The sequence below is a fragment of the Frigoribacterium sp. CFBP 13729 genome (genome assembly GCF_014841875.1).
Classification (GTDB): domain Bacteria; phylum Actinomycetota; class Actinomycetes; order Actinomycetales; family Microbacteriaceae; genus Frigoribacterium.
In genome coordinates this window covers 1-19,531 of record NZ_JACYUR010000006.1, presented here as the reverse complement: position 1 = coordinate 19,531, position 19,531 = coordinate 1, and the positions used below count along the sequence as shown (strand labels likewise).

Genomic DNA, 19,531 nt, shown 5'->3' with positions numbered 1-19,531 from the left:
TCATTGCAAGTCCGCCCGGGCCCAGCACCTCGAGGAGACAGGGGACCAGCCCCTGTCCGGAACATAACAGAACCTCAAGGATCCGGTAAGAGGGTCCTGTGAGTCTGTTCGCTCTTGACGGGGTCGAGCTCAGAAGGCGTTGCCCAGGGCGTCGAGGAACGCCTCCAGGGGGCGCACGACCCAGCGGTGCAGCCAGCGGCGCAGGCGGGGGAACCGGCGCGGGGCGCCTCCTCGGGCTCGGGCGTCCTCCGCCTCGCGACGCTCACGTCGGCTGAGCGGACGGCCGAGGTGCGCCGGCCCGCCGTGCAGGGGCCCGCCGTGAGCGGGCCCGTCGTGCGCCGGCCCGCCGTCAGCGGACCCGTCGGGCACGCGAGCGCTCCCTGCGTCATGAGGCCGTCGATCCACGGAGGCGACGCTATCGTGACGAGGTCCGCCTCCCGACCCCTTGCACCGGAGTCCCGCATGCCCACCCGCACGACCCGCGAGATCGTCGACGCCGCCCGCGCGCGCTTCGACGACGGCGAGCACCGGGCCGCGTGGGACTCGCTGCTCGTCCACGCCCGTCGCCACCCGGACGAGCGGGCCTACCGCGACGCCCTCTCGGAGTTCTACCGCCGTGCCGGCAACCCCGACCAGGCGGCCCGCTGGGGCGCCCACGACCTCGGCTCGCTCGATGCCCGTGAGCGTCACGCGCTGCGCCGGTCGCTGCTGCAGTTCGAGACGGAGAAGGAGGTGCGTGACTACCTCGTCCTGTCGGGCGGCCTTCCCTCGGAGACGACCGAGCACCTCGGGTCGCCCCGGCAGCAGCGGCTGATCCGGTGGGAGCCGACGTCGGAGCTGTTCCTCTTCATCGCCTGTCTCAGCGGAGTCATCGGGGTCGTCTTCGTCATGACGCTGCTCGTCTGCGTCGTCGTCACGGCGTTCACGGGCGACCCGGAGACGCAGTCCGTCGCGCAGGTCGCGGTCTTCATCGTTCTCGTAGTCGTCACCGTCGCGGGTGCAGCCGGCTCGGCCGGGTTCCTGCTGAGCGAGCGGTGGTGGCGGGGCGGGCTGCTCGGGGTGGTGGCCGTCGCCGCGGCCGTCGTGCTCGCGCACACGGACCTCACGTCTCCGCTGCCCTTCGGCTGACGAGGAGGACGGGACGCGAGTTGCCCCGGATGGTCGCCTCCTGCTGGTGGAGGCGACCATCCGGGGCAAGTCCGCGCATGAGCAGCTCGGGGGAGTCGAGCGGTCGGGGGAGGCGCGCTAGAGCACGTCGGCGACGAGCTCGAACACGCGGTCGGGCGCCTCGAGGTGCATGTCGTGATGCACGCCGGGCAGGCGGCGCAGCTCCCAGCCGACTCCCTCGAGCGAGCGGGCGACGGGCTCGGGCAGCACGGCCGGGCTGTCGTCCGAGAGCACGACGACCGAGGGCACCGCAGGAGGCGCCACCTCGATCGGCGCGTGAGCCACGTCACGGAACACCCCGATCGCCATGGACGTGTCGAACCGCTCGCGGGCGTCGTCGAGCAGCGCGACCGTCGCCGCGTCGTAGCTCGCGCGCACCGCCTTGGTCGTGCGTGCCTGCGCGAGGCCGGCCACGGCCAGCGTCAGCGGCGGCACGGCCCAGAACAGCCGACCGGCGAGGCCGCTGGTGGGCAGCGCCAGGTGGAAGCCCGGGTCGAGGTAGATCGCCCGGAGCGGCTGCAGCCGCGCGACCGCCCGGACGAGCACGGCCCCGCCGAGCGAGTGCCCGACCACGCTGTGCAGGCCCGTCGGCAGGGCCTCGACCAAGTCCGTCGCGAACTCGTCGAGGCCGTACGACGCCGCCCGGCCGCTGTGCCCGTGGCCCCGCAGGTCGACGGTCGTGACCGTGTACCGGCCCGTCTCGAGCATCCGGTCGACGAGCGGTCGCCACGTGTCGCCGTCGCCGCCGAGCCCGTGCACCAGCCCCACGTGCCGCTCGCCGTCGCCGGTGGTGGTCGTGTGCAGCTGCATGGGGTTCCTCGGGATTCGTGTCGAGCGGGGCGGAGCGGGTGGGGCAGGTCGATCAGGGGCGGGCGGGCGGGCGGGGCAGGCGATGCGGGTCGAAGGGAGTCGGGCGGGTGCGACACCCCGTCAGCGCACCGACTTGATCGGGATCACCGCGAGGGCGCCGAGCACCACGAACACGATGCCCGAGATGAAGAGCACGGGGTAGCCCCCGGTGACGGAGACGAGGCCGGCGGCGATCGAGGGGCTGAGGGCCTGGGGCAGCGTGGTGGCGAGGCCGAGGATGGCCAGGTCGCGTCCTGCGGAGCTGGCGCCCGACGTCAGGGAGGCGGGCAGCACCTCCGTCATGAGGGCCAGGTCGATCGAGATGTAGGCGCCGAAGCCGAGGCCGAGCAGGAAGCTGTAGATCAGGATGCCGGTCGTCGTCGGCATCACGAGGGGCACGACCAGGCCGATCGCCATGACGACCGAGGCCCAGACGATGAACGGCTTGCGGCGGCCGATCCGGTCGGACAGCACGCCGCTGGTCAGCGCCGAGATGAGCACGCCGAGCAGCAGCACGACGCCGATCTGGGCGGCGAAGGCGTTCGAGGCGGCGTCGCTCAGCCCGATGTAGTCGCGCAGGATGTACAGGCCGAAGGTCTGCGCGCCGTAGAAGCCGATCACCATGAGGAACCGCGCCGCGAAGGCCCACGCGAAGTCGGGGTGCTTCCGCGGCGAGACCCAGAAGCCACGGGCGAACTCGCGGAACGTGGGTCGGGGCGCGGCGGGGCCGGCCGCCTCGTCGAGGCTCGAGCGGTCGGGGTTCACCACGACGAACACGACGACGACCACGAGCACGAGGGCGGCGAGCACGAGGTAGAGCAGGGCTCCCGCACCGGAGGCCGAGCCGGCGACGACGGCCCCCACCGCGTTGCCGACGGTGATGCCGAGGCCGATGAGGCCCGAGACCCCGCCGCGCTTGGCGGCCGGGAAGCGGTCGGGCACGAGCGCCGTGGCCGCGGCCTGCAGCGCGTTGAGCCCGAGCTGCACGACGAGCCAGATGAGGGCGACGGTGACGATCGAGCTCGCCAGCGGCAGGCCGGCGAAGAAGCCGGCGGCGAGCAGCGCGCCGCCGACCATCCAGGGCGAGCGCCGGCCGAAGCGCGAGCGGGTCGCGTCCGACAGGGCACCGGCGATCGGCTGCGCGAAGACGTTCGCGAGGAACGCCACCGTCGTCACGATCGCCAGGTTGCCGATCTTCGAGGCCTCGTCGATGTCGGCCACCAGGTTCGGGATGAGGATGCCGAGGCCGCCTGAGTTGATCGCGAGGATCGACACGTAGACGAGCGCGAGGCCGATCGAGAGCCGGCGGAGGCGCGGCGGGCCGACGCTGACGTCGGTCGCCTCCGCGACGGCGGCGATGCCGGCGGGCCCCGCGGAGCCGGGGGTGGGCGCGACGAGTGAGGCGGCGGTGCTGCCGATCGTGCCGGGCACGTCACCGGGCGTGCCGGAGGCGGTGCCGGGCGTGCTGCCGGCGGAGGCGGTGGTGCGGTCGACGTCGGTCATGGGGGACTCCTGAGCTGAGGGGCGGCGCTGCCGCTCGGGGACGCTCAACCCTGCGCCTCCGCCCCCTGCCCCCACAACGGCTGTTCCGTCTACTCTCGACCCATCGGATGGAGGGAACAACCATGACTGAGCGCGACCCGCAGGCGACACGTGACCCGCAGGGGCCCGGGTGGCTGCAGCTGCTCGCCGACCAGGCCGGCGTGCCCGAGCTCGAGGCGCACCGCCGCCTCCTCGTCGCCGACGGTGCCGACGAGGCCCGCACCGACCAGGAGGCGCGCACCGCGGTCGAGGTCGCGTCGCTGCTGCAGGAACGCCGACAGCGCGCGGTCGAGCTCGCCGCCCTCAACGACGTCGCCGGCCGCCTGGCCGCCGTGGCCGACCCGGCCGACCTGCTCGTGGAGGTCGTCGACCAGGCCCGGCGCCTCCTGGGGGTCGACCTCACCTACGTCGCGCTGCTCGTGGGCGACGACCTCCGCATCGAGGTCGCGAGCGGCGACCGCTCGTCCGCCCTGGTCGGCACGCGCCTGCCCCGCACCGCCGGGCTCGTCGGCAGCGTCGCCGCGAGCGGGACCCCGCGCTGGACGTCCGACTACGCAGCCGACCCCGAGCTCGTGCACGAGGAGAGCGCCGACCGGGCCGCCCGGGCGGAGTCGATCCGCGGGCTGCTCGGCGTCCCGCTGGCCGTGCGGGGCCGGGTGCTCGGGGTGCTGCTCGCCGCCAAGCGGGAGGAACGACGCTTCGGCGCGCACGAGATCAGCCTGCTGACCGGGCTCGCCGCCCACGCCGCGGTCGCCATCGACAACGCGCGGACGGCCGCCGAGCTGCGCGACGCCAAGGAGGGGCTCGAGTCGACCCTGCGCCTCGACGCCGACCTGACCCGGGCCGTGCTCGCCGGGGGCGACCCGGAGTCGCTCGTCGAACGGGTGCAGGCGCTCACCGACGTGCCCGTGCGGTGGGTCGAGCACCCGGCCGACGGGCCCGTGGGTGCGGCGCTCGCCGGGGCGGCCCGCAGCGGGGAACCCGGGCCGGTCGTCGTGGGGGCCGAGACGGTGCAGCCGGTGGCGGCCGCGGGGCAGGTGTTCGGGGCGTTGGTCGCCGGGCCAGCGGGCCTGGGTCTCGGTCTCGGTCTCGGGGACGCGGCGGGCGCGGTCGCCGGCACCGCGCCTCCTCGGGGCGTGCTCGCGGACGCCGGGACTGCTGGTGCGGGGTCGACCGGTGCCGTGCCCGCTGACGCCCTGCTGCTGCTCGAGCGGGCCGCGCCCCTGATCGCGCTCACGCTCGTGGGGGCGAGGGCCACCGCCCGCGCCGCCCAGCTCGGCCGTGACATCGCCACGGTCGACCTGCTCAGCCGCGGCGAGCCCGACGCGGCCGCCGACCACCGACGCTGGCGCGGCGCCGGGCTCGACCCGCGCCGGCCGCACGTCGTCGTGGTGGTCGAGGGCGACCCCGAGGCTGCTCGGCGCCACGTCGCGGGGCTCGGGCTGGGCGGGCACGTCGCGTCCGCGGTGCACCGCGACCGGTTCGTGCTGGTCGCCCCGGCCTCGCTCGAGCTCGAGGGGCGCTGGGGAGCGCAGGAGGCGCCCGTCGCCGGACTCGCCGGCCCCGTCGTCGAGACGGCCGGGCTCCGCGCCGCGTGGGGCGAGGCCGCCCGGACGGCCCGGGCCCTCACGGCCCTCGGCCGCCGCCCGGGGAGCGGCGGCGGGCTGTCGCGGGGCGACGACCTCGGGGTCTTCGCCGTGCTGCTCAGCCGCGCCGGCACCCGTGAGCTGCACGAGCAGGTCGAGCGCGAGCTCGGGCCGGTCCTCGCCGAGGAGGCCCGGCGGGGAGTGCCCCTCACGGAGACGCTCGAGGTGTTCCTCGACCAGGGACGGCGCCCGACGGCCACGGCGTCCGCGCTGCGGGTGCACGTCAACACGGTCTACCAGCGGCTGGCGACGCTCGACGGGCTGCTCGGGCCGGCGTGGCGGGAGCGGGCGCTCGAGCTGCAGGTTCTGCTGCGGCTGAGCCGGGCAGCGCAGGAGCTGGACGGGCCAGGGGCTGCGCACTCGCCCGGGCCCGCGTAGGCGCTCGCGCCGAGTCGCCCGGACCCGTCGAACCCGCGCGCACCCTCGTGCGCGCGGGTGGGTGCGCGCAGGTTCGAGGGGTCCGGACGCGCGCCCGTGCGGGTTCGAGGGGTGCGGACGGGCTCGGACGAGTCGACGTGGGCCCGCCCGGCCTCAGAGGCCCGCGACGAACGCGAGCAGCACCCCGTTGAACTCGTCGGGGCGGTCGAAGTTCGTCGCGTGCCCGGCGTCGTCGATGACGACCGACCGGCCGAGCGCGTGGTCGCCGACCGCCGCCTCCGCGTGGCTGCAGGGCCAGAGCTGGCTGTCGCGGCCCGCGACCATCGTGAACGGCACGTCGAGCCGGGCGATCACGTCGCGCCAGTCCTGCAGGCCGTGGTCGCGGAGCAGCTTGCGCGTCTCGGGCGCGTTCGCCTCGCGCACGGCGGGCGGACCGCCGAGCCGTTCGAACAGCCGGGCCACGCCGGTGTTCGCCGGGTCGACGCGGGCGCCGCGGCCGGTGTCGGGGATGCCGTCGTCGAAGAAGGTGCCGCTGTTCTCGGGCGTCATGCCGTAGAAGCCGTGGCTCCACCCGCCGTCGTTCACCAGCTTCGGCGTCTGGTCGATCGTCAGCACGCCCGTGACCCGGTCGGTGCCGAAGAGATCGATCGCGGCCCAGACCGTGCTCGCGCCCATCGACTGGCCGACGAGCACGACGTCGTGGAGGTCGAGGTGCACCAGCAGCTCGTGCAGGTCGGCACCGTGGCGGGCGATCCGCTGGCCGTGCAGCACGTCCTCGCTGGCGCCGTGCGAGCGCCGGTCGAACTCGACGACGCGGTGGCCCGCCGCGAGCAGCGCGTCGGTCTGCAGCGCCCACGCCGCGGCGGGCATCGCGTAGCCGGCGACGAGCACGACGGTGCGGGAGGCGGTGGTGCGGGAGGCGGTGGTCGCGGGGGAGGCGGCGGCCGCGTCGGTCCTGCCGGTCGCGACGGGCGCCTCCCCCGAGTCCGTGTAGGCGAGCGTCACGCCGTCGGTGCTGACGAACGTGCCGGCGGTGCTCATCAGAAGGCCTTCCCGGGGTTGAGGGTGCCGGCGGGGTCGAGAGCGTCCTTGACGGAGCGGTGCATCGCGAGCACGCGCTCGCCCAGCTCCTCGCGGAGGCCCGGCAGCTTCAGCAGGCCCACGCCGTGCTCGCCGGTCACGGTGCCGCCGAGGTCGAGGCAGTCGGCGACGATGGCGTCGAACGCGATCTTCGCCCGGGCCTTCGCAGCCTCGTCTCCCTCGGGCGCGATGATCAGCGGGTGCAGGTTGCCGTCGCCCGCGTGCGCGATGTTCGCGATGACGACGTCGGCGCTCGCCGCGGTCGCCTGGATGCGCCGGAGCATCTCGGGCACGGCCGATCGCGGCACGCAGATGTCCTCGGTGAGCACGGGGCCCAGTCGCTCCAGCGCGGGGTAGGCGAGCCGCCGCGCCTGGAACAGCCGGTCGATGTCGGCCGGGTCCGTGGCCAGCTCGACGTCGGTGCCGCCCGCCTCCGCGAACACCTGGGCGACCTGGTCGGCGAGCTCGTCTCCGGCCGCGCCGCGCTCGTCGACGCGGGCCAGCAGCAGCGTGTCGACGTCCGAGGGGAGCCCCAGGTGCACCCAGTCGTCGACCGCCCGCAGGCAGGTGCGGTCGAGCATCTCGAGCGCGGCGGGGATGATCCCGGCCTTCGAGATCGCCGCCACGGCGTCGCCCGCCGCGACGAGCGAGGGGAAGTACCCGATCACGGCGCGCTCGTCGCGCCCGGCGAGCGGCAGCAGCCGCACGGTCACCGAGGTCACGACGCCGAGCGTGCCCTCCGACCCGACCATCAGGCCCACGAGGTCGTAGCCGGCGACGCCCTTGGCGGTGCGCCGTCCGAGCTCGACGATCGAGCCGTCGGCGAGCACGACGGTGAGGCCCAGCACGTAGTCGCGGGTCACCCCGTACTTGACGCAGCAGATGCCGCCCGCGTTCGTGGCGACGTTGCCGCCGATCGTCGAGATCGCCGAGCTGGCCGGGTCCGGCGGGTACCAGAGCCCGTGCTCGGCCACGGCCGCGCGCAGGGCGTCGTTGATCACCCCGGGCTGCACGACGGCGTACCGCTCGTCGACGTCGATCTCGGTGACGGCGTCCATCAGCTCGAGCGACAGCACGACGCAGTCCGCGACGGCGTTCGCGCCGCCCGAGAGGCCGGTGCCCGCACCGCGCGGCACGACCCGGACGCCGGAGGCGGCGGCCAGGCGGAGCACCGCGCTCACCTCGTCCGTGCTGCGGGCGAGCACCACCGCGAGGGGCGCCTCGAACGGCGCCCACTCCGCGTCGTCGTGGCTGTACCGGGCGAGCGACTCCGGGTCGCGGAGCACGCGGTCGGCGTCGAGCGCCGACGCCAGGTCGGTGACGAACGCGTCGACCGCCTCGGCAGCGAGGGCAGGCGCCGAGCCGGCGGGGGCCTGCGCGGCTCCGGGCTCGGAGGTGGGTGCGCTCGCGTTCGCGGGTGCGGCTGCGGAGGAGGCGGCACGTGCGTCCGCTTCGGTGGTGACGGTCATGCGGGGGCGTCCTCCTGGCTCGGCTCGGTGCGGACCGACTGTAGCCCCGCTCCCCGGACCGCGCCTCCGGCTGGGCAGCTCTCCGCGTGCGCGGTGCGGCCGTTCGTGCGCCCGCGTGCGGCGGGTCAGCGGGCGGTGCCGCCGCCGGCGTCGCGGCCGGCCCGCGCGAAGCCCGACTCGTAGGCGAAGACGGCGGCCTGCACGCGCGTGCGGGTGCCGGTCTTCGCGAGCAGGTTCGAGATGTGGGTCTTGACGGTTGCGATGCTGAGGTAGAGCTCCTGGGCGATGTCGACGTTGCTGAGGCCCCGCGCGACCCCGTCGAGCACGTCGAGCTCGCGGTCGCTCAGCCCGTCGAGCGCGGCACGGAGGAGCGGCGGAGCCGGCCGGGACGCGGCGGTCCCCGCGAGCGCGTTCGCCTGCGCGGGCGACAGGGCGGACGCCTGCACGGGCGCCTGGGCGGGCAGGTGCGCGGGCGAGTCGCCCGACGTGCGCGCCGCCTCCGTCGCGACGGTCTGCTCGATCAGCGCCCGGGTCATCGCCGGGTCGATCAGCGAGTCGCCGCGGGCGGCCGAGCGGACGGCGGCGGCCATGAGGTCGGGCCCCGAGTCCTTGAGCAGGAACCCCGAGGCACCCGCGGCGATGCCGTCGAAGAGGTGCTCGTCGTCGTCGAAGGTCGTGATGAGCACGACGGCCGTCGAGGGCTCGGCGACGATGCGCCGCGTCGCGTCGATGCCGTCGAGGCGCGGCATGCGGATGTCCATGACGACGACGTCGGGTCGCAGCGCGAGGGCGTCGCGCACGGCGTCCTCGCCGTCGCGGCTCTGGCCCACCACCGTGAGGTCGTCCTCGGCGTCGAGCATCGTCGCGATGCCGGCGCGGGCGATCGCCTGGTCGTCGACGACCAGCACCCGGAGGGTCACGACGCGCCTCCGTCCGACGCCGCCACGAGAGGACCGCGGGCGTCGGTCGCGGCCGCAGCCGCCGCCTCGGCCGCCGTCGCGGGTCCGACCGAGAAGGAGGCGCCTCCCCGGGGCAGCTCGGCCCTCACGGCCCAGCCCGTCCCGGCCGCGTCGTGCCCGGTGACGAGCACGCCGCCCAGGCCGACGATCCGCTCGCGCATGTTCGCGATGCCCGCGCCGCCCCGCGGCACGTCGGGGAACCGCTCGGCGGCGGTCCCGGGGTCGGTGACGACCACCTGCCAGGCCGTGGGGCCCTCCGTGATCGCGACCCGCACCTCCTCGGCGGACGAGTGCAGCATCGTGTTGGTCAGGCACTCCTGCACGACGCCGAGCACCGCGATGCGCTGCGCCGCGGGCAGCTCGCCGTGCACCAGCACGGTGCAGTCGACCTGGTAGCCGATGGCGCGCAGCCTCGCCGCCATCGCCTCGAGCTCGACGTCGAGGTCGCCGGTCGCGTCGGCGAGCGGGCCGACCGGTGCGGCCTTGAGCACGCGGACGACGGTGCGGATGCGGGTGAGCACGTCCTTGCCGCCGAGCACCACGTCGTCGAGGGCGGCGACCAGCCGGTCGGGGTGCTGGTCGGCGACGCGGACGGCCGCCTGCGCTCCGATGACGAGCGCGGCGACGTGGTGCGCGACCTCGTCGTGCACGTCGCGGGCGATCCGGGTGCGCTCGCGCTCGGCGATGCGCACCGCCTCCTCGGCGCGGAGGGCGACCAGCTCGCGGTTGCGCGCCGCGAGCTGGGCCGTGGCCCGTCGCTGGTGCTGCAGCGCGAGCGCGGCGGCGACGACGAGCGCGCAGCCGACGAGGTAGCCGAACTGCGTCGAGCGGTCGTAGAAGACCGCCCAGTCGAAGGCGTCGAAGACGGAGCCGGCCGACAGCCACGAGTCGACGACGACCTGCCACGGCACGATGGTGAGCACGGCGAGCACCGCGAAGGAGGCGGCCGGCGCGAACACGGGGAGCCCGTTCGACACCGAGATGAAGACCGTCACCGCCAGCGGCACCAGCAGCTCGGGCGCCCGGACGTACCAGTCGCCCGGCACGGGCCCGAAGGCGATGGCCACCGTGATCGCCGAGACGACGGTGAGCGAGGCCAGGGGGAAGCGCTTCGTGGTCGCCGCCGCGACGAGCGCCGTGAGGCCGACGATGACGTAGCCCGGCAGGCTGGAGGGATACCAGTTGAACTGCAGCGCCACGATCAACGCCGTGAGGTAGGCGGCGACGCCGAGCCCGAGCAGGAGCACGCGGCGGAGCCCGGGGCCGAGGTCGCGGAGCGGCGCGACGGCACGGAGGCGGGCGACCAGTGACGGCTCCCGGGGCATCGTCGAGGCCCGCCCGGCGGCGGCCTCGGCCTGCCCGTCTGCCGCCCTCACGTCTGCTGTCTGCACGTCCACACGCTAGCTCCGGGCCCGCGTGCGTTTCTCGGCCAGAGGGATGAACGACATTCGTGCAGTGAGTGCACGATCAGGGACATGACCCGTTCCGCGAAGTTCTTCCTGCCCCTCGTGCTGGCCTCGTCGCTCGGCCTGCTCGTCTCGGGGTGCACCTCGGGCGACCCCGACGCGTCGGCGACCGGCGCCTCCTCGGGGCCGTCCTCGTCCGCCTCGTCGTCGGCGTCGACCGCACCCGGCGGGTCGGCCAGCCCGTCGGCGTCGGCGTCAGCGCCGGCCGAGCCGAGCGCGACCCCCGGCCCCGACGGCGCCTCGGGCGGCGGGGGAGACCTCGGCGACGGCGCCTCCGGCGATGCGTCGGCCCGCTGCACGGTCGACGAGCTGAGCGCCGAGATCGCCGACGGAGGCGGCGGCGCGGCCGGCAGCTACGGCATCGCGTTCATCTTCACGAACACCGGCGACCGCACCTGCACGCTGCAGGGCTGGCCGGGCGTCTCGTTCGTCGGGGGCGGGGACGGCACCCAGATCGGTGCCTCCGCCACGCTCGACCGCGGGACGCCGCACGAGACCCAGAGCCTCGCGCCCGGCGGCGAGGTCCAGGCGCTCGTGAAGATCGTCCAGGCCGGCGGCTTCGACGCCGCCACCTGCCAGCCGACCGCGACGGACGGCTTCCGCATCTACCCGCCCGGGTCGGTCCGCTCGATCTTCGTGGGCGCGTCGGGCTCGAGCTTCGAGGCGTGCGCGAACACGGCCGTCCAGCAGCTCTCGACGAGCGCGCTGGCGGCGTTCTAGGGGCCGCGAGTTGCCCCGAAGTGCTGCTTCCGCGCTCGCGGGGCAGCAGTTCGGGGCAACTCGTTCAGCTGCGGGTGCGTGCGAGCACGAGCGCGAGGAGCTCGGCGTCGGCGCGGGCGGGAGCCACGGAGGCGGCGGTCGTCGGGTGCGGGAGGGGCGCCTCCTCGAGGCAGCGGTCGAGCAGGGCCTCGACGAGCCGGGCCCGGCCCGTGATGGCGGAGGCGGAGAGCGAGCCGGGCAGGATCCGCACCTCCACGGTGTCGCGCGCGGGGCTGTCGGTGAGCAGGGCCGTGAGGTTCACGTCCATGTACTTGAGCAGGCCGGTGCGGGCGGCAGCCTGCTGGAGGTGGTGCCAGCGCTGGGCGGAGGCGGCGCCTCCTGCGGTCGTCACGTCGTCGCCGGCTGCGGTTGCCACGACGTCGTCGTCGTCGTCGTCTTCGGCGCCGGTGCCGGTCCGGGCTCCGCTCGTCGCCGCGGCCCACGCGGCCGCCTCCTCCTCGACCAGCGCGAGCACCGCGGGCGGCATCGGCGCCAGCCGGGTGCAGGCGGGGTTCGTCTCGAGCAGCTCGTGCAGCGCCCCGCGCCAGTGCCCGAAGAGCCGCACCAGGTTGGCGAAGGCGTGCGCCGACCGGAACGGCGCCCCGTCGACGTGCAGGTGGACGGCGGCCTCGACGGGGACGGTGAAGCCGAGCTCCCTCGCGGGCCGGAGCAGCGCCTCCAGCACGGCCTCGTGGTCGACGGTCAGGGGCGCCGTCACGATCTCGCACGGCCGTTCGCGGCCCGGGGCGAGCGGGGCCGCCATCGCGATGCTCGCCCCCGAGCGGTCGCGCAGGCGCCGGACGCCGCCGACCACCTCCACGTCGGTGCCGAACAACCGCGCGGCCACGTCCAGGGACTGATCGAAGGGGGTGGCCGGGTCGCTGTGCTCGGCCACGAGGCGGAGGAGGCGCGGGTCGTCCGAGAGGACGCGCCACAGGTCCGGGGACGGCGCCGCGGAGGTGGCGGCCCCTGCCCTCCCGGCCCGCGCCTCCTCGTGCTCGCGTCGCAGGTCGTCGGCGATCGTGATGTCGTCCACGAAGGAGGCGACGGGCGCGCCGTGTGCGTCGGACACCTCCCACGCCGGTGTCAGGTGCCAGAAGTGGCCCATCCCCGGCACGAGCGAGGGCTCGGAGTCGGTGTGGAAGACCCGACGGGCCGCCCCGCCCGAGGCGAGGGCGACCCGTCGGGCGAGCACGCCGCGATCGACGCCGGGCGGGGCGATCAGCTCGATCTCGACGCCGATGCGGCGGCGCAGCGCCGGGCCGGTCCGGCCGTGCGTGGGCCCGGCTGACTCGTGCGTCGACTCGGCACCACCGCCCGGTGCGGGCAGGACGCCACCCGGTGCAGCCCCGTCGCGACCACCCCGTGTCGTCACGGCGCGGCTCAGGGGACGACCGGCAGGCTGTCGCCGGCGAGCAGCGCCGCCCCGGCCCGGGCCTCGGCCTCGCGGACGGAGCCGCTCTGCCAGAGGGCGGCGAGCTCGGCCGCGTTCGCCTCGGTGTAGCCGCTCGCGCTGAACGCGGCCACCTGCTGGTCCTCGGTGAAGGTCGCGGGCGCGGGCTGCACCTCCTCGTGGGCCAGCAGCGAGCCGCCGATGGTGCTCTTCACGGAGTACACGCTGGGCTCGCCCCAGGCCACGGCGAGGCCGAGCGCCTGCTCCCAGCTGCCGCGTCCGAGGACGAACGCCACGAGCCGCTGGTCGTCCGTGTAGGTGGCGCCGGGCGCGTCGTCCGGACCGAACGGCAGCGGGGTGCCGGCCGTGATCGCGGCCCCGGCCTTGCCCTTCGCCGTGGCGACGTCGGGCGTGCCCCAGACGACGGCGAGGTTGAGCGCGTCGTCCGCGTACGGCGAGGCGGCGAACGCCGCGAGGTCGGCCTCGCTGTACGTGATCTTCGGGGCCGGGGCCTCCTCGCCCTTCGCGGTGCTCGCGGCCTGGGCTGCGGCGGCGTCGGCCGCGACCTGCGCGGAGGAGGTGGCCGGGGCCGCCCCGTCGGTGGCGAAGGCGCCGGCTGCCCCGAGCCCCAACGCGGAGCCGGTGACGGCGCCGGCGACGACGGCGACGACTCCCGCGCGGCGGAACGAGGCGCCGCGGCTCGTGCCGGGCCTGGTCGGGCCGGTCTCGGCGGTCGGGCTGAGCGGGGCTGTGGTGCGGTCCTGGTCCATGAGGTGCTCCTCCATCGGGTCGGCGGGGTGCGACGGTGCGTCGCGGTGCCGACCCTCCGGACGCTACGAGCACGAGGAGGCGCGGGTCGAGCGATCCGGGCCGGTCCCGTCCGCACGGCGTCCGGTTCGGTCCGGAGGGATGAGCCGCACGCGCCGACCGCCCTCGCCCGGCTCATCCGAACGACCGATCGTGGCGCGTGCGTGCGAGCGCCCGCACGAACGAGTTGCCCCGAACGGTCAGTCCGACGAAGCCGGAGCGACGGTTCGGGGCAACTCGACGCCGCCCGGCGTGCGCGCTACGGGACGATGACCGCCCGGCCGCGGACCGTGCCGGCCGCGAGGGCCTCGTACGCTGCCGGGCCGTCGTCGAGCGAGTACCGCTGCGTCTCGACCGAGACGCGGCCCGACCGGGCGAGGTCGAGCACCTCGATCAGCTCGGAGCGGCTGCCCCAGTACGGCACCCGGACGGCGGCGTCGTAGGCGATCGAGCCGAAGCCGACCTGTGCGGTCCCGCCGCCGATCCCGACGAGGGTGACATCCGCCTCCGAGGCGGCGACCGACGTGGCCAGGGCCACCGTGGGAGGCGCCCCCACGAAGTCGAAGACGGCGTTCGCGCCCAGCCCGCCCGTGAGCTCGCGGATGCTGTCGGCCGCGTGCTCGTCGCTGATCAGCACGTGGTCGGCGCCGACGTGGGTGGCCAGCTCGAGCTTGTCGTCGCTGACGTCGAGGGCGATGATCTGCGCGCCCGAGAGCGCCTTGAGGATCTGGATGCCGACGTGGCCGAGGCCGCCGGTGCCGATGACGACCGCGAAGGTGCCTGCGCCGAGCTTCGGCAGCGACGTCTTGATCGCGTGGTACGGCGTGAGGCCAGCGTCGGTGAGCGACACGTTCTGGACGGGATCGAGGTCGCCGAGCGGCACGAGGTGGCGCGGGTCGTCCACGATCATGTACTCGGCCATCGAGCCGGGGGCGCCGAGGCCGGGGGGCTTGATGCCCTCGGCTGACGCGTTGACGCAGTAGTTCTCCTTGCCCTGCGAGCAGGGGCGGCAGCGGCCGCAGCCCCACGGGCCGTAGACGGCGACGGCGTCGCCGACCTGCAGGTGCTCGACGCCCTCGCCGAGCTCGTCGACGACGCCCGCGCCCTCGTGGCCGAGCGTCAGGGGGAGGGGGTAGCCGCCCGCCGTGTAGTCCTCCTCGCTGAGGCCCATGACGAACTCGTCGCTGTGGCAGACGCCGGCCGCGGTGATCTTGAGCAGCACCTGCCCGGGGCCGGGCGACGGCTTCTCGATCTCGACGACCTCGGGGTGCTGACCGATCTTCGTGTACTGGAGTGCCTTCATGGCCAGAGGCTACGCCGGGCGCGTCACCCGTGCCCGACACCTGTCGGCTTGCTGGCCGGCCGGGTCAGGCGCGCGAGGGCAGCTCGCGCAGGATCAGGTTCATCATCACCTGCGACATGACGACCTCGTCGCGCTGGTTCAGGACTTCGATGCGCGTCCGCACGAGCCCGCGGTCGGGCTTCGAGGTCGACACCCGCGACGACAGCACGGTGAAGCGCGCCCGGAGGAGGTCGCCCGGCCGCACCGGCAGCAGCCAGCGCAGCTCGTCGACCCCGGGCGAGGCGACGCTCGCCCGCTGGTTCAGGAACCCGCCCACCATCAGCCGCATCATCAGGGCCGTCGTGTGCCAGCCGCTGGCGATGAGGCCGCCGAACGGGCTCCTCCTCGCCGCCTCGGGGTCGACGTGCATGTCGTGGGGGTCGAACGAGGAGGCGAACGCCACGATCTCGGACTCGGTCACCTCGAGCGGACCGTGCGTCTCGACGAGCCCGGGCACGTAGGCGTCGAAGGTGCGGTCGGCGAGCGGGGGCGTGGCGTGTGCGGTCATCATGGAGATCCTGCACCTCCACGATCGAGCAGGCTCGCGGAACTCCCCCCCGATCAGTCGGAGCGCAAGTCCCGTTCATCACGATCGGGACTCGATCGCGACGAGTCGGCCTCGAATCGGGGATGATGATCGGTGAATGGCTGTTCTACCGGTCATGTCGAACACCCGGCCACCACGGTTCCGACAGGCAAGGAGAACAGATGATCACGTTCGAGGGCGTCAGCAAGGTCTATCCCGACGGCACGGTCGCCGTCGAGCAGCTCGACATGACGCTGCCGACCGGCGAGCTCACCGTCCTGGTCGGCCCCTCCGGCTGCGGCAAGACCACCTCGCTGCGCATGATCAACCGGATGGTCACCCCGTCTACCGGCCGCGTGCTCATCGACGGCGTCGACGTCGCCGGCCAGGACGAGGCGCTGCTGCGCCGCGGCATCGGCTACGTCATCCAGGCCGCCGGCCTGTTCCCGCACCGCACGATCGTCGAGAACATCATGACGGTCCCCGCCCTCGTCGGCACGAGCAAGAAGGCGGCCCGTGCCACCGCGGTCGAGCTGATGGAGCGGGTCGGGCTGACCTCGGCGATGGCCGACCGCTACCCGGTGCAGCTCTCCGGCGGCCAGCAGCAGCGCGTCGGCGTCGCCCGCGCCCTCGCCGCCGACCCGCCGGTGATGATCATGGACGAGCCGTTCAGCGCCGTCGACCCGATCGTCCGCGAGGGCCTGCAGGCCGAGTTCCTCCGGCTGCAGCGCGATCTCGGCAAGACCATCGCGATGGTCACCCACGACATCGACGAGGCGATCAAGCTCGGCGACAACGTCGCCGTGTTCCAGGAGGGCGGCCGCCTCGCCCAGTTCGCCACCCCGCGCGAGCTTCTCGCGAACCCGGCCGACGACTTCGTCGCGGGCTTCGTCGGCCGCGACCGCGGCTTCCGCAGCCTCTCGTTCGACTCGGCCGCGAGCCTCGACGTCGCGCCGCTCTCCGAGGTGACGACCGGCCCCGAGCAGCTCGTGCTCGACCAGGCCGGCCGGCCTCTCGGCTGGACGGGCGCCGGTCTCGGGTCGACCGCCTCCCCGACCCCCACCGGAGGCGCGTTCCAGACCACGGACTCGCTGCGCCTCGTGACCGACCTCGCGATCACGTCGCCGGTCGGCGTCGTCGTCCGCGTCGACGAGGACGGGGTGGCCGACGGCGTGATCCGCCACACCAGCCTCATGCAGCAGCTGGAAGCCCGTCGTCGACGGGAGGTCGACCCGGCGTGATCCAGTACCTGCAGAACAACGTCGCGGTGATCCAGGCCGCCCTGTCGCAGCACGTGTTCCTCGCGCTGGTCCCGGTGCTGATCGGCATCGTCGTGTCGCTGCCCATCGGCTACCTCGCGGTCCGCTTCGGGTTCCTGTACCACCCGCTGCTCAACCTCAGCGGCATCCTCTACGCGGTGCCGTCGATCGCGCTGATCGTGCTCGTGCCGACCATCGTGGGCATCCGGATCCTGTCGCCGCTCAACATCATCATCGCCCTCAGCGTCTACACGATCGCGCTGCTCGTGCGGGTCGTGGCCGACGGGCTCAAGTCGGTCGACCCGCTCGTGACCGAGGCCGCCTCGGCGATGGGCTACCGCCGCCTCCGGCGCCTGGTCTCGGTCGAGCTGCCGATCGCGCTGCCGGTCATGCTCGCGGGGCTCCGGGTCGCGACCGTCGCCAACGTCAGCCTCGTCAGCGTCGGCGCCCTGATCGGCGTCGGCGGCCTCGGCGCCCTCTTCACCCGCGGGCAGCAGCTGAACTACACCCCGCCGATCGTCGTCGGCATCGTGCTCTCGGTGCTGCTCGCCGCCGTGTGCGACGGGATCATCGTGCTCGTCCAGCGACGCGTGACGCCCTGGACGCGTGCGGCAGGGAGGATCGCCGCATGAGCGACGGACTGCTCGGCTACCTGCTCGACCCCGCCAACTGGCAGGGCGGCGGCGTGCGCGCCTCGATCCCCGAGCTGGTGCTGACGCACCTCTGGTACACGGTGCAGGCGCTCGTCGTCGCGGCCGTGATCGCCCTGCCCCTCGGCCTCTACATCGGCCACACCGGCAAGGGCTCGTTCATCGCCATCAACGCGGCGAACGCCGGTCGGTCGCTGCCGACGCTGGGGCTCATCATCCTGCTCGTCGTGATCATGGGCCTCGGCTTCGGGCCGGTGCTGATCGCCCTGGTCATCCTGGCGATCCCGCCGATCCTCACCACGACGTACGCGGGCATCCGCGCGGTCGACCCGGCCGCGATCGACGCCGCCCGGGGCATGGGGATGCGGCCGCTGCAGGTGCTCTTCAAGGTCGAGGTGCCGATCGCGCTGCCGCTGATCTCGTCCGGCCTCCGCAACGCGCTGCTGCAGCTCGTCGCCACGTCGACCGTCGCCGCGTACGTCGGCATCGGCGGCCTCGGCCGGCTGCTGATCGACGGGCTGTCGCTCAACGACTACGGCCGCGTCGTGGCGGGCGCCGTCGTCGTCGCCGCGCTGGCGATCGTGCTCGACCTGCTCGCCGCGGGCACGCAGCGGCTCGTCGTGTCGCCCGGCCTCACCGGGCGCATCCCGAAGCGCCAGCTGCGGCGCACCGCCCCTGCCGCTCCTGCACCGGCACTCGCTCCCGTCGACGGGGTCGCGGCGACGACCTCGGTGCACGGACCCTCGACGCCCACGACCTCGACCCCCGAGCCCGCCTCCTCGGCGCGCGACCGCGCGTCCTCCTGACCCGGCGCGCGCCTCCCGGCCCGCGCCTCCTCGACCCGGCCGGCACCTCCCGGTCTTCCCCCTTCACCCACACCCCGCACCCGAACGAATCGTCGTCAGGTGCACGAGAGCAAAGGCTCACACCCCATGAAGAAGACCCTCCTCGGCGCCATCGGCGTCATCGGCGTCGGCGTCCTCGCGCTGTCCGCCTGCTCCGACCCCACCGCCAGCACCGGCGGCGGCTCGTCGTCCGACAACGACACGATCGCCATCGGCTCGGCGAACTTCCCCGAGAGCGAGCTGCTCGGCGAGATCTACGCCCAGGCACTCGAGGCCAAGGACGTGAAGGTCAGCCGCACCTTCAACATCGGCGCCCGCGAGGTGTACCTCAAGGCGCTCGAGGACGGCTCGATCGACCTGCTGCCCGAGTACAACGGCGCCCTGCTCGCCGCGCTGTCGACCGACGGCGTGGACGAGGGCGTCACCTCGCCCGACGACGTGTACGACGCGCTGCAGGACGTGCTGCCCGAGGGCATCGTCTCGCTGCCCCAGTCGGACGCCGAGGACAAGGACACCCTCACCGTCACCCGCGCGACCGCCGACCAGTACGGCCTCGAGACCATCGAGGACCTCGAGCCCGTCGCGGGCGAGCTCCGCCTCGCCGGCGGCCCCGAGTTCGCGGAGCGCCAGCAGGGCGTCGTCGGCCTTGAGTCGGTCTACGGCCTCACCTTCAAGGAGTTCGTGCCCCTCGACGCCGGCGGACCGCTGACGCTCGCCGCGCTCGAGAACGGCGACGTCGAGGTCGCGAACCTCTTCTCGACCGACTCGGCCATCACGACGAACGACCTCGTCACCCTCGAGGACACGAAGAACCTGTTCCTCTCGGAGAACATCGTGCCGATCATCCGCGAGGACAAGTCGAGCGACACCGTCGAGGAGGCGCTCAACGCCGTCTCCGAGGCGCTCACCACCGAGAACCTCACGGAGTACCTCGCCATGGTGCAGGTCGACAAGAAGGACTCGGCGAGCGTCGCCACCGCGTTCCTCACGGAGTACGACCTGCTGTAGGTCTCGCTTCCTGGGTCGCTCGCGCGAACCGACGAAGAAGGTCCTCCCCGGTCTCGGGGAGGACCTTCTTCCTCGTCTCGCCCCCGTGTGTCCCCGGTCGTGTGTCTCCTCGTTCAGGAACATCGGTCCTGGGTCGCGCAGCGGGGGGAGCGAGAGTCCTGAGTCGTGCACCGTTCAGGAGGTGCGGCCTGTCTTCGCCTGCATGACGCGGTGCCGAGGAGGTGCGGGCCGGGGAACGCGGGAAGCCCCGTCCCGCAGGGTGCGGGACGGGGCTTCACCGGGAACGTCGGCGGGTGCCGACGGGGGCGCCAGCCGGGTGGCTACTCGGTGGCGACGGTGATCTTCGCGACGCCGACGAGCATCTCGTCCTGGACGGCGTCGGTGTT

The 19,531-nt window shown here is 74.2% G+C and carries 18 protein-coding genes; 7 read left to right on the top strand and 11 right to left on the bottom strand.

The window, feature by feature from the left end; all coding sequences use genetic code 11:
• Positions 1 to 129: 129 nt before the first annotated feature.
• The gene (locus IFT77_RS14515) at positions 130 to 369 is read right to left on the bottom strand and encodes a hypothetical protein (RefSeq protein WP_192170397.1); all 240 of its coding nucleotides are present in this window, start codon (positions 367 to 369) and stop codon (positions 130 to 132) included.
• A 93-nt stretch (positions 370 to 462) separates the two neighbouring features.
• Between IFT77_RS14515 and IFT77_RS14510 the strand changes: the two genes are divergently transcribed.
• Positions 463 to 1,128, top strand: coding sequence for a hypothetical protein (locus IFT77_RS14510; protein WP_192170396.1), 666 nt, complete (start codon positions 463 to 465; stop codon positions 1,126 to 1,128).
• 117 nt (positions 1,129 to 1,245) lie between these two features.
• Here IFT77_RS14510 and IFT77_RS14505 read toward each other — a convergent pair whose 3' ends face one another.
• Together IFT77_RS14505 and IFT77_RS14500 are read right to left on the bottom strand one after the other, a co-directional pair.
• Entirely contained in the window at positions 1,246 to 1,977 is a 732-nt protein-coding gene (locus IFT77_RS14505) for an alpha/beta fold hydrolase (RefSeq protein ID WP_192170395.1), read from the bottom strand.
• A gap of 120 nt (positions 1,978 to 2,097) precedes the next feature.
• A complete protein-coding gene (locus tag IFT77_RS14500; protein ID WP_192170394.1) occupies positions 2,098 to 3,519 on the bottom strand; it encodes an MFS transporter in 1,422 nt (473 codons plus the stop codon).
• Positions 3,520 to 3,641: 122 nt separating this feature from the next.
• Here IFT77_RS14500 and IFT77_RS14495 point away from each other — a divergent pair, with 122 nt between their 5' ends.
• Entirely contained in the window at positions 3,642 to 5,582 is a 1,941-nt protein-coding gene (locus tag IFT77_RS14495; RefSeq protein WP_192170393.1) for a GAF domain-containing protein, read from the top strand.
• 153 nt (positions 5,583 to 5,735) lie between these two features.
• Here the strand turns inward: IFT77_RS14495 and IFT77_RS14490 are convergent, their stop codons facing one another.
• From IFT77_RS14490 to IFT77_RS14475, 4 genes are all read right to left on the bottom strand, one after another.
• A complete protein-coding gene (locus IFT77_RS14490; RefSeq protein WP_192170392.1) occupies positions 5,736 to 6,623 on the bottom strand; it encodes an alpha/beta fold hydrolase in 888 nt (295 codons plus the stop codon).
• Complete coding sequence (locus IFT77_RS14485; RefSeq protein WP_192042774.1) at positions 6,623 to 8,131, bottom strand: FAD-binding oxidoreductase; 1,509 nt, start codon at positions 8,129 to 8,131, stop codon at positions 6,623 to 6,625. The genes IFT77_RS14490 and IFT77_RS14485 overlap by 1 nt, the downstream gene beginning before the upstream one ends.
• 125 nt (positions 8,132 to 8,256) lie before the next feature.
• Entirely contained in the window at positions 8,257 to 9,051 is a 795-nt protein-coding gene (locus tag IFT77_RS14480; protein ID WP_192170391.1) for a response regulator, read from the bottom strand.
• Complete coding sequence (locus IFT77_RS14475) at positions 9,048 to 10,481, bottom strand: histidine kinase (RefSeq protein ID WP_192170390.1); 1,434 nt, start codon at positions 10,479 to 10,481, stop codon at positions 9,048 to 9,050. The genes IFT77_RS14480 and IFT77_RS14475 overlap by 4 nt, the downstream gene beginning before the upstream one ends.
• An 84-nt stretch (positions 10,482 to 10,565) precedes the next feature.
• Between IFT77_RS14475 and IFT77_RS14470 the strand changes: the two genes are divergently transcribed.
• Complete coding sequence (locus IFT77_RS14470) at positions 10,566 to 11,276, top strand: DUF4232 domain-containing protein (RefSeq protein ID WP_192170389.1); 711 nt, start codon at positions 10,566 to 10,568, stop codon at positions 11,274 to 11,276.
• A gap of 64 nt (positions 11,277 to 11,340) precedes the next feature.
• On the opposite strand, the gene IFT77_RS16580 is transcribed toward IFT77_RS14470, so the two are convergent.
• The 4 genes from IFT77_RS16580 to IFT77_RS14450 form a co-directional block, all read right to left on the bottom strand.
• Positions 11,341 to 12,690, bottom strand: a complete 1,350-nt coding sequence (locus IFT77_RS16580; RefSeq protein ID WP_197980886.1) for an amidoligase family protein — start codon at positions 12,688 to 12,690, stop codon at positions 11,341 to 11,343.
• Positions 12,691 to 12,698: 8 nt separating this feature from the next.
• The gene (locus tag IFT77_RS14460) at positions 12,699 to 13,478 is read right to left on the bottom strand and encodes a hypothetical protein (RefSeq protein ID WP_192170388.1); all 780 of its coding nucleotides are present in this window, start codon (positions 13,476 to 13,478) and stop codon (positions 12,699 to 12,701) included.
• A 296-nt stretch (positions 13,479 to 13,774) separates the two neighbouring features.
• Positions 13,775 to 14,818, bottom strand: a complete 1,044-nt coding sequence (locus tag IFT77_RS14455) for an NAD(P)-dependent alcohol dehydrogenase (protein ID WP_192170387.1) — start codon at positions 14,816 to 14,818, stop codon at positions 13,775 to 13,777.
• A 64-nt stretch (positions 14,819 to 14,882) separates the two neighbouring features.
• Entirely contained in the window at positions 14,883 to 15,368 is a 486-nt protein-coding gene (locus IFT77_RS14450) for a MaoC family dehydratase (RefSeq protein WP_192170386.1), read from the bottom strand.
• Between the two features lie 197 nt (positions 15,369 to 15,565).
• Between IFT77_RS14450 and IFT77_RS14445 the strand changes: the two genes are divergently transcribed.
• The 4 genes from IFT77_RS14445 (at position 15,566) to IFT77_RS14430 (ending at position 19,145) form a co-directional block, all read left to right on the top strand.
• The gene (locus IFT77_RS14445) at positions 15,566 to 16,624 is read left to right on the top strand and encodes an ABC transporter ATP-binding protein (protein WP_192042768.1); all 1,059 of its coding nucleotides are present in this window, start codon (positions 15,566 to 15,568) and stop codon (positions 16,622 to 16,624) included.
• Positions 16,621 to 17,274 (top strand): ABC transporter permease subunit, encoded by a 654-nt coding sequence (locus IFT77_RS14440; protein WP_192170385.1) that lies wholly within the window; start codon positions 16,621 to 16,623, stop codon positions 17,272 to 17,274. The genes IFT77_RS14445 and IFT77_RS14440 overlap by 4 nt, the downstream gene beginning before the upstream one ends.
• Positions 17,271 to 18,098, top strand: coding sequence for an ABC transporter permease (locus tag IFT77_RS14435; RefSeq protein ID WP_192170384.1), 828 nt, complete (start codon positions 17,271 to 17,273; stop codon positions 18,096 to 18,098). The genes IFT77_RS14440 and IFT77_RS14435 overlap by 4 nt, the downstream gene beginning before the upstream one ends.
• A gap of 126 nt (positions 18,099 to 18,224) precedes the next feature.
• Positions 18,225 to 19,145, top strand: a complete 921-nt coding sequence (locus tag IFT77_RS14430; protein WP_192170383.1) for an ABC transporter substrate-binding protein — start codon at positions 18,225 to 18,227, stop codon at positions 19,143 to 19,145.
• Positions 19,146 to 19,531: the final 386 nt, after the last annotated feature.

Excerpts from the sequence above, each read along its gene's own strand:
- IFT77_RS14505 (WP_192170395.1), bottom strand. The coding sequence starts at position 1,977 with ATGCAGCTGCACACGACCACCACCGGCGACGGCGAGCGGCACGTGGGG.
- IFT77_RS14485 (WP_192042774.1), bottom strand. The coding sequence starts at position 8,131 with ATGACCGTCACCACCGAAGCGGACGCACGTGCCGCCTCCTCCGCAGCC.
- IFT77_RS14435 (WP_192170384.1), top strand. The coding sequence starts at position 17,271 with ATGAGCGACGGACTGCTCGGCTACCTGCTCGACCCCGCCAACTGGCAG.
- IFT77_RS14430 (WP_192170383.1), top strand. The coding sequence starts at position 18,225 with ATGAAGAAGACCCTCCTCGGCGCCATCGGCGTCATCGGCGTCGGCGTC.
- IFT77_RS14495 (WP_192170393.1), top strand. The coding sequence starts at position 3,642 with ATGACTGAGCGCGACCCGCAGGCGACACGTGACCCGCAGGGGCCCGGG.
- IFT77_RS14510 (WP_192170396.1), top strand. The coding sequence starts at position 463 with ATGCCCACCCGCACGACCCGCGAGATCGTCGACGCCGCCCGCGCGCGC.
- IFT77_RS14460 (WP_192170388.1), bottom strand. The coding sequence starts at position 13,478 with ATGGACCAGGACCGCACCACAGCCCCGCTCAGCCCGACCGCCGAGACC.
- IFT77_RS14490 (WP_192170392.1), bottom strand. The coding sequence starts at position 6,623 with ATGAGCACCGCCGGCACGTTCGTCAGCACCGACGGCGTGACGCTCGCC.
- IFT77_RS14455 (WP_192170387.1), bottom strand. The coding sequence starts at position 14,818 with ATGAAGGCACTCCAGTACACGAAGATCGGTCAGCACCCCGAGGTCGTC.
- IFT77_RS14450 (WP_192170386.1), bottom strand. The coding sequence starts at position 15,368 with ATGATGACCGCACACGCCACGCCCCCGCTCGCCGACCGCACCTTCGAC.
- IFT77_RS14445 (WP_192042768.1), top strand. The coding sequence starts at position 15,566 with ATGATCACGTTCGAGGGCGTCAGCAAGGTCTATCCCGACGGCACGGTC.
- IFT77_RS14500 (WP_192170394.1), bottom strand. The coding sequence starts at position 3,519 with ATGACCGACGTCGACCGCACCACCGCCTCCGCCGGCAGCACGCCCGGC.
- IFT77_RS14470 (WP_192170389.1), top strand. The coding sequence starts at position 10,566 with ATGACCCGTTCCGCGAAGTTCTTCCTGCCCCTCGTGCTGGCCTCGTCG.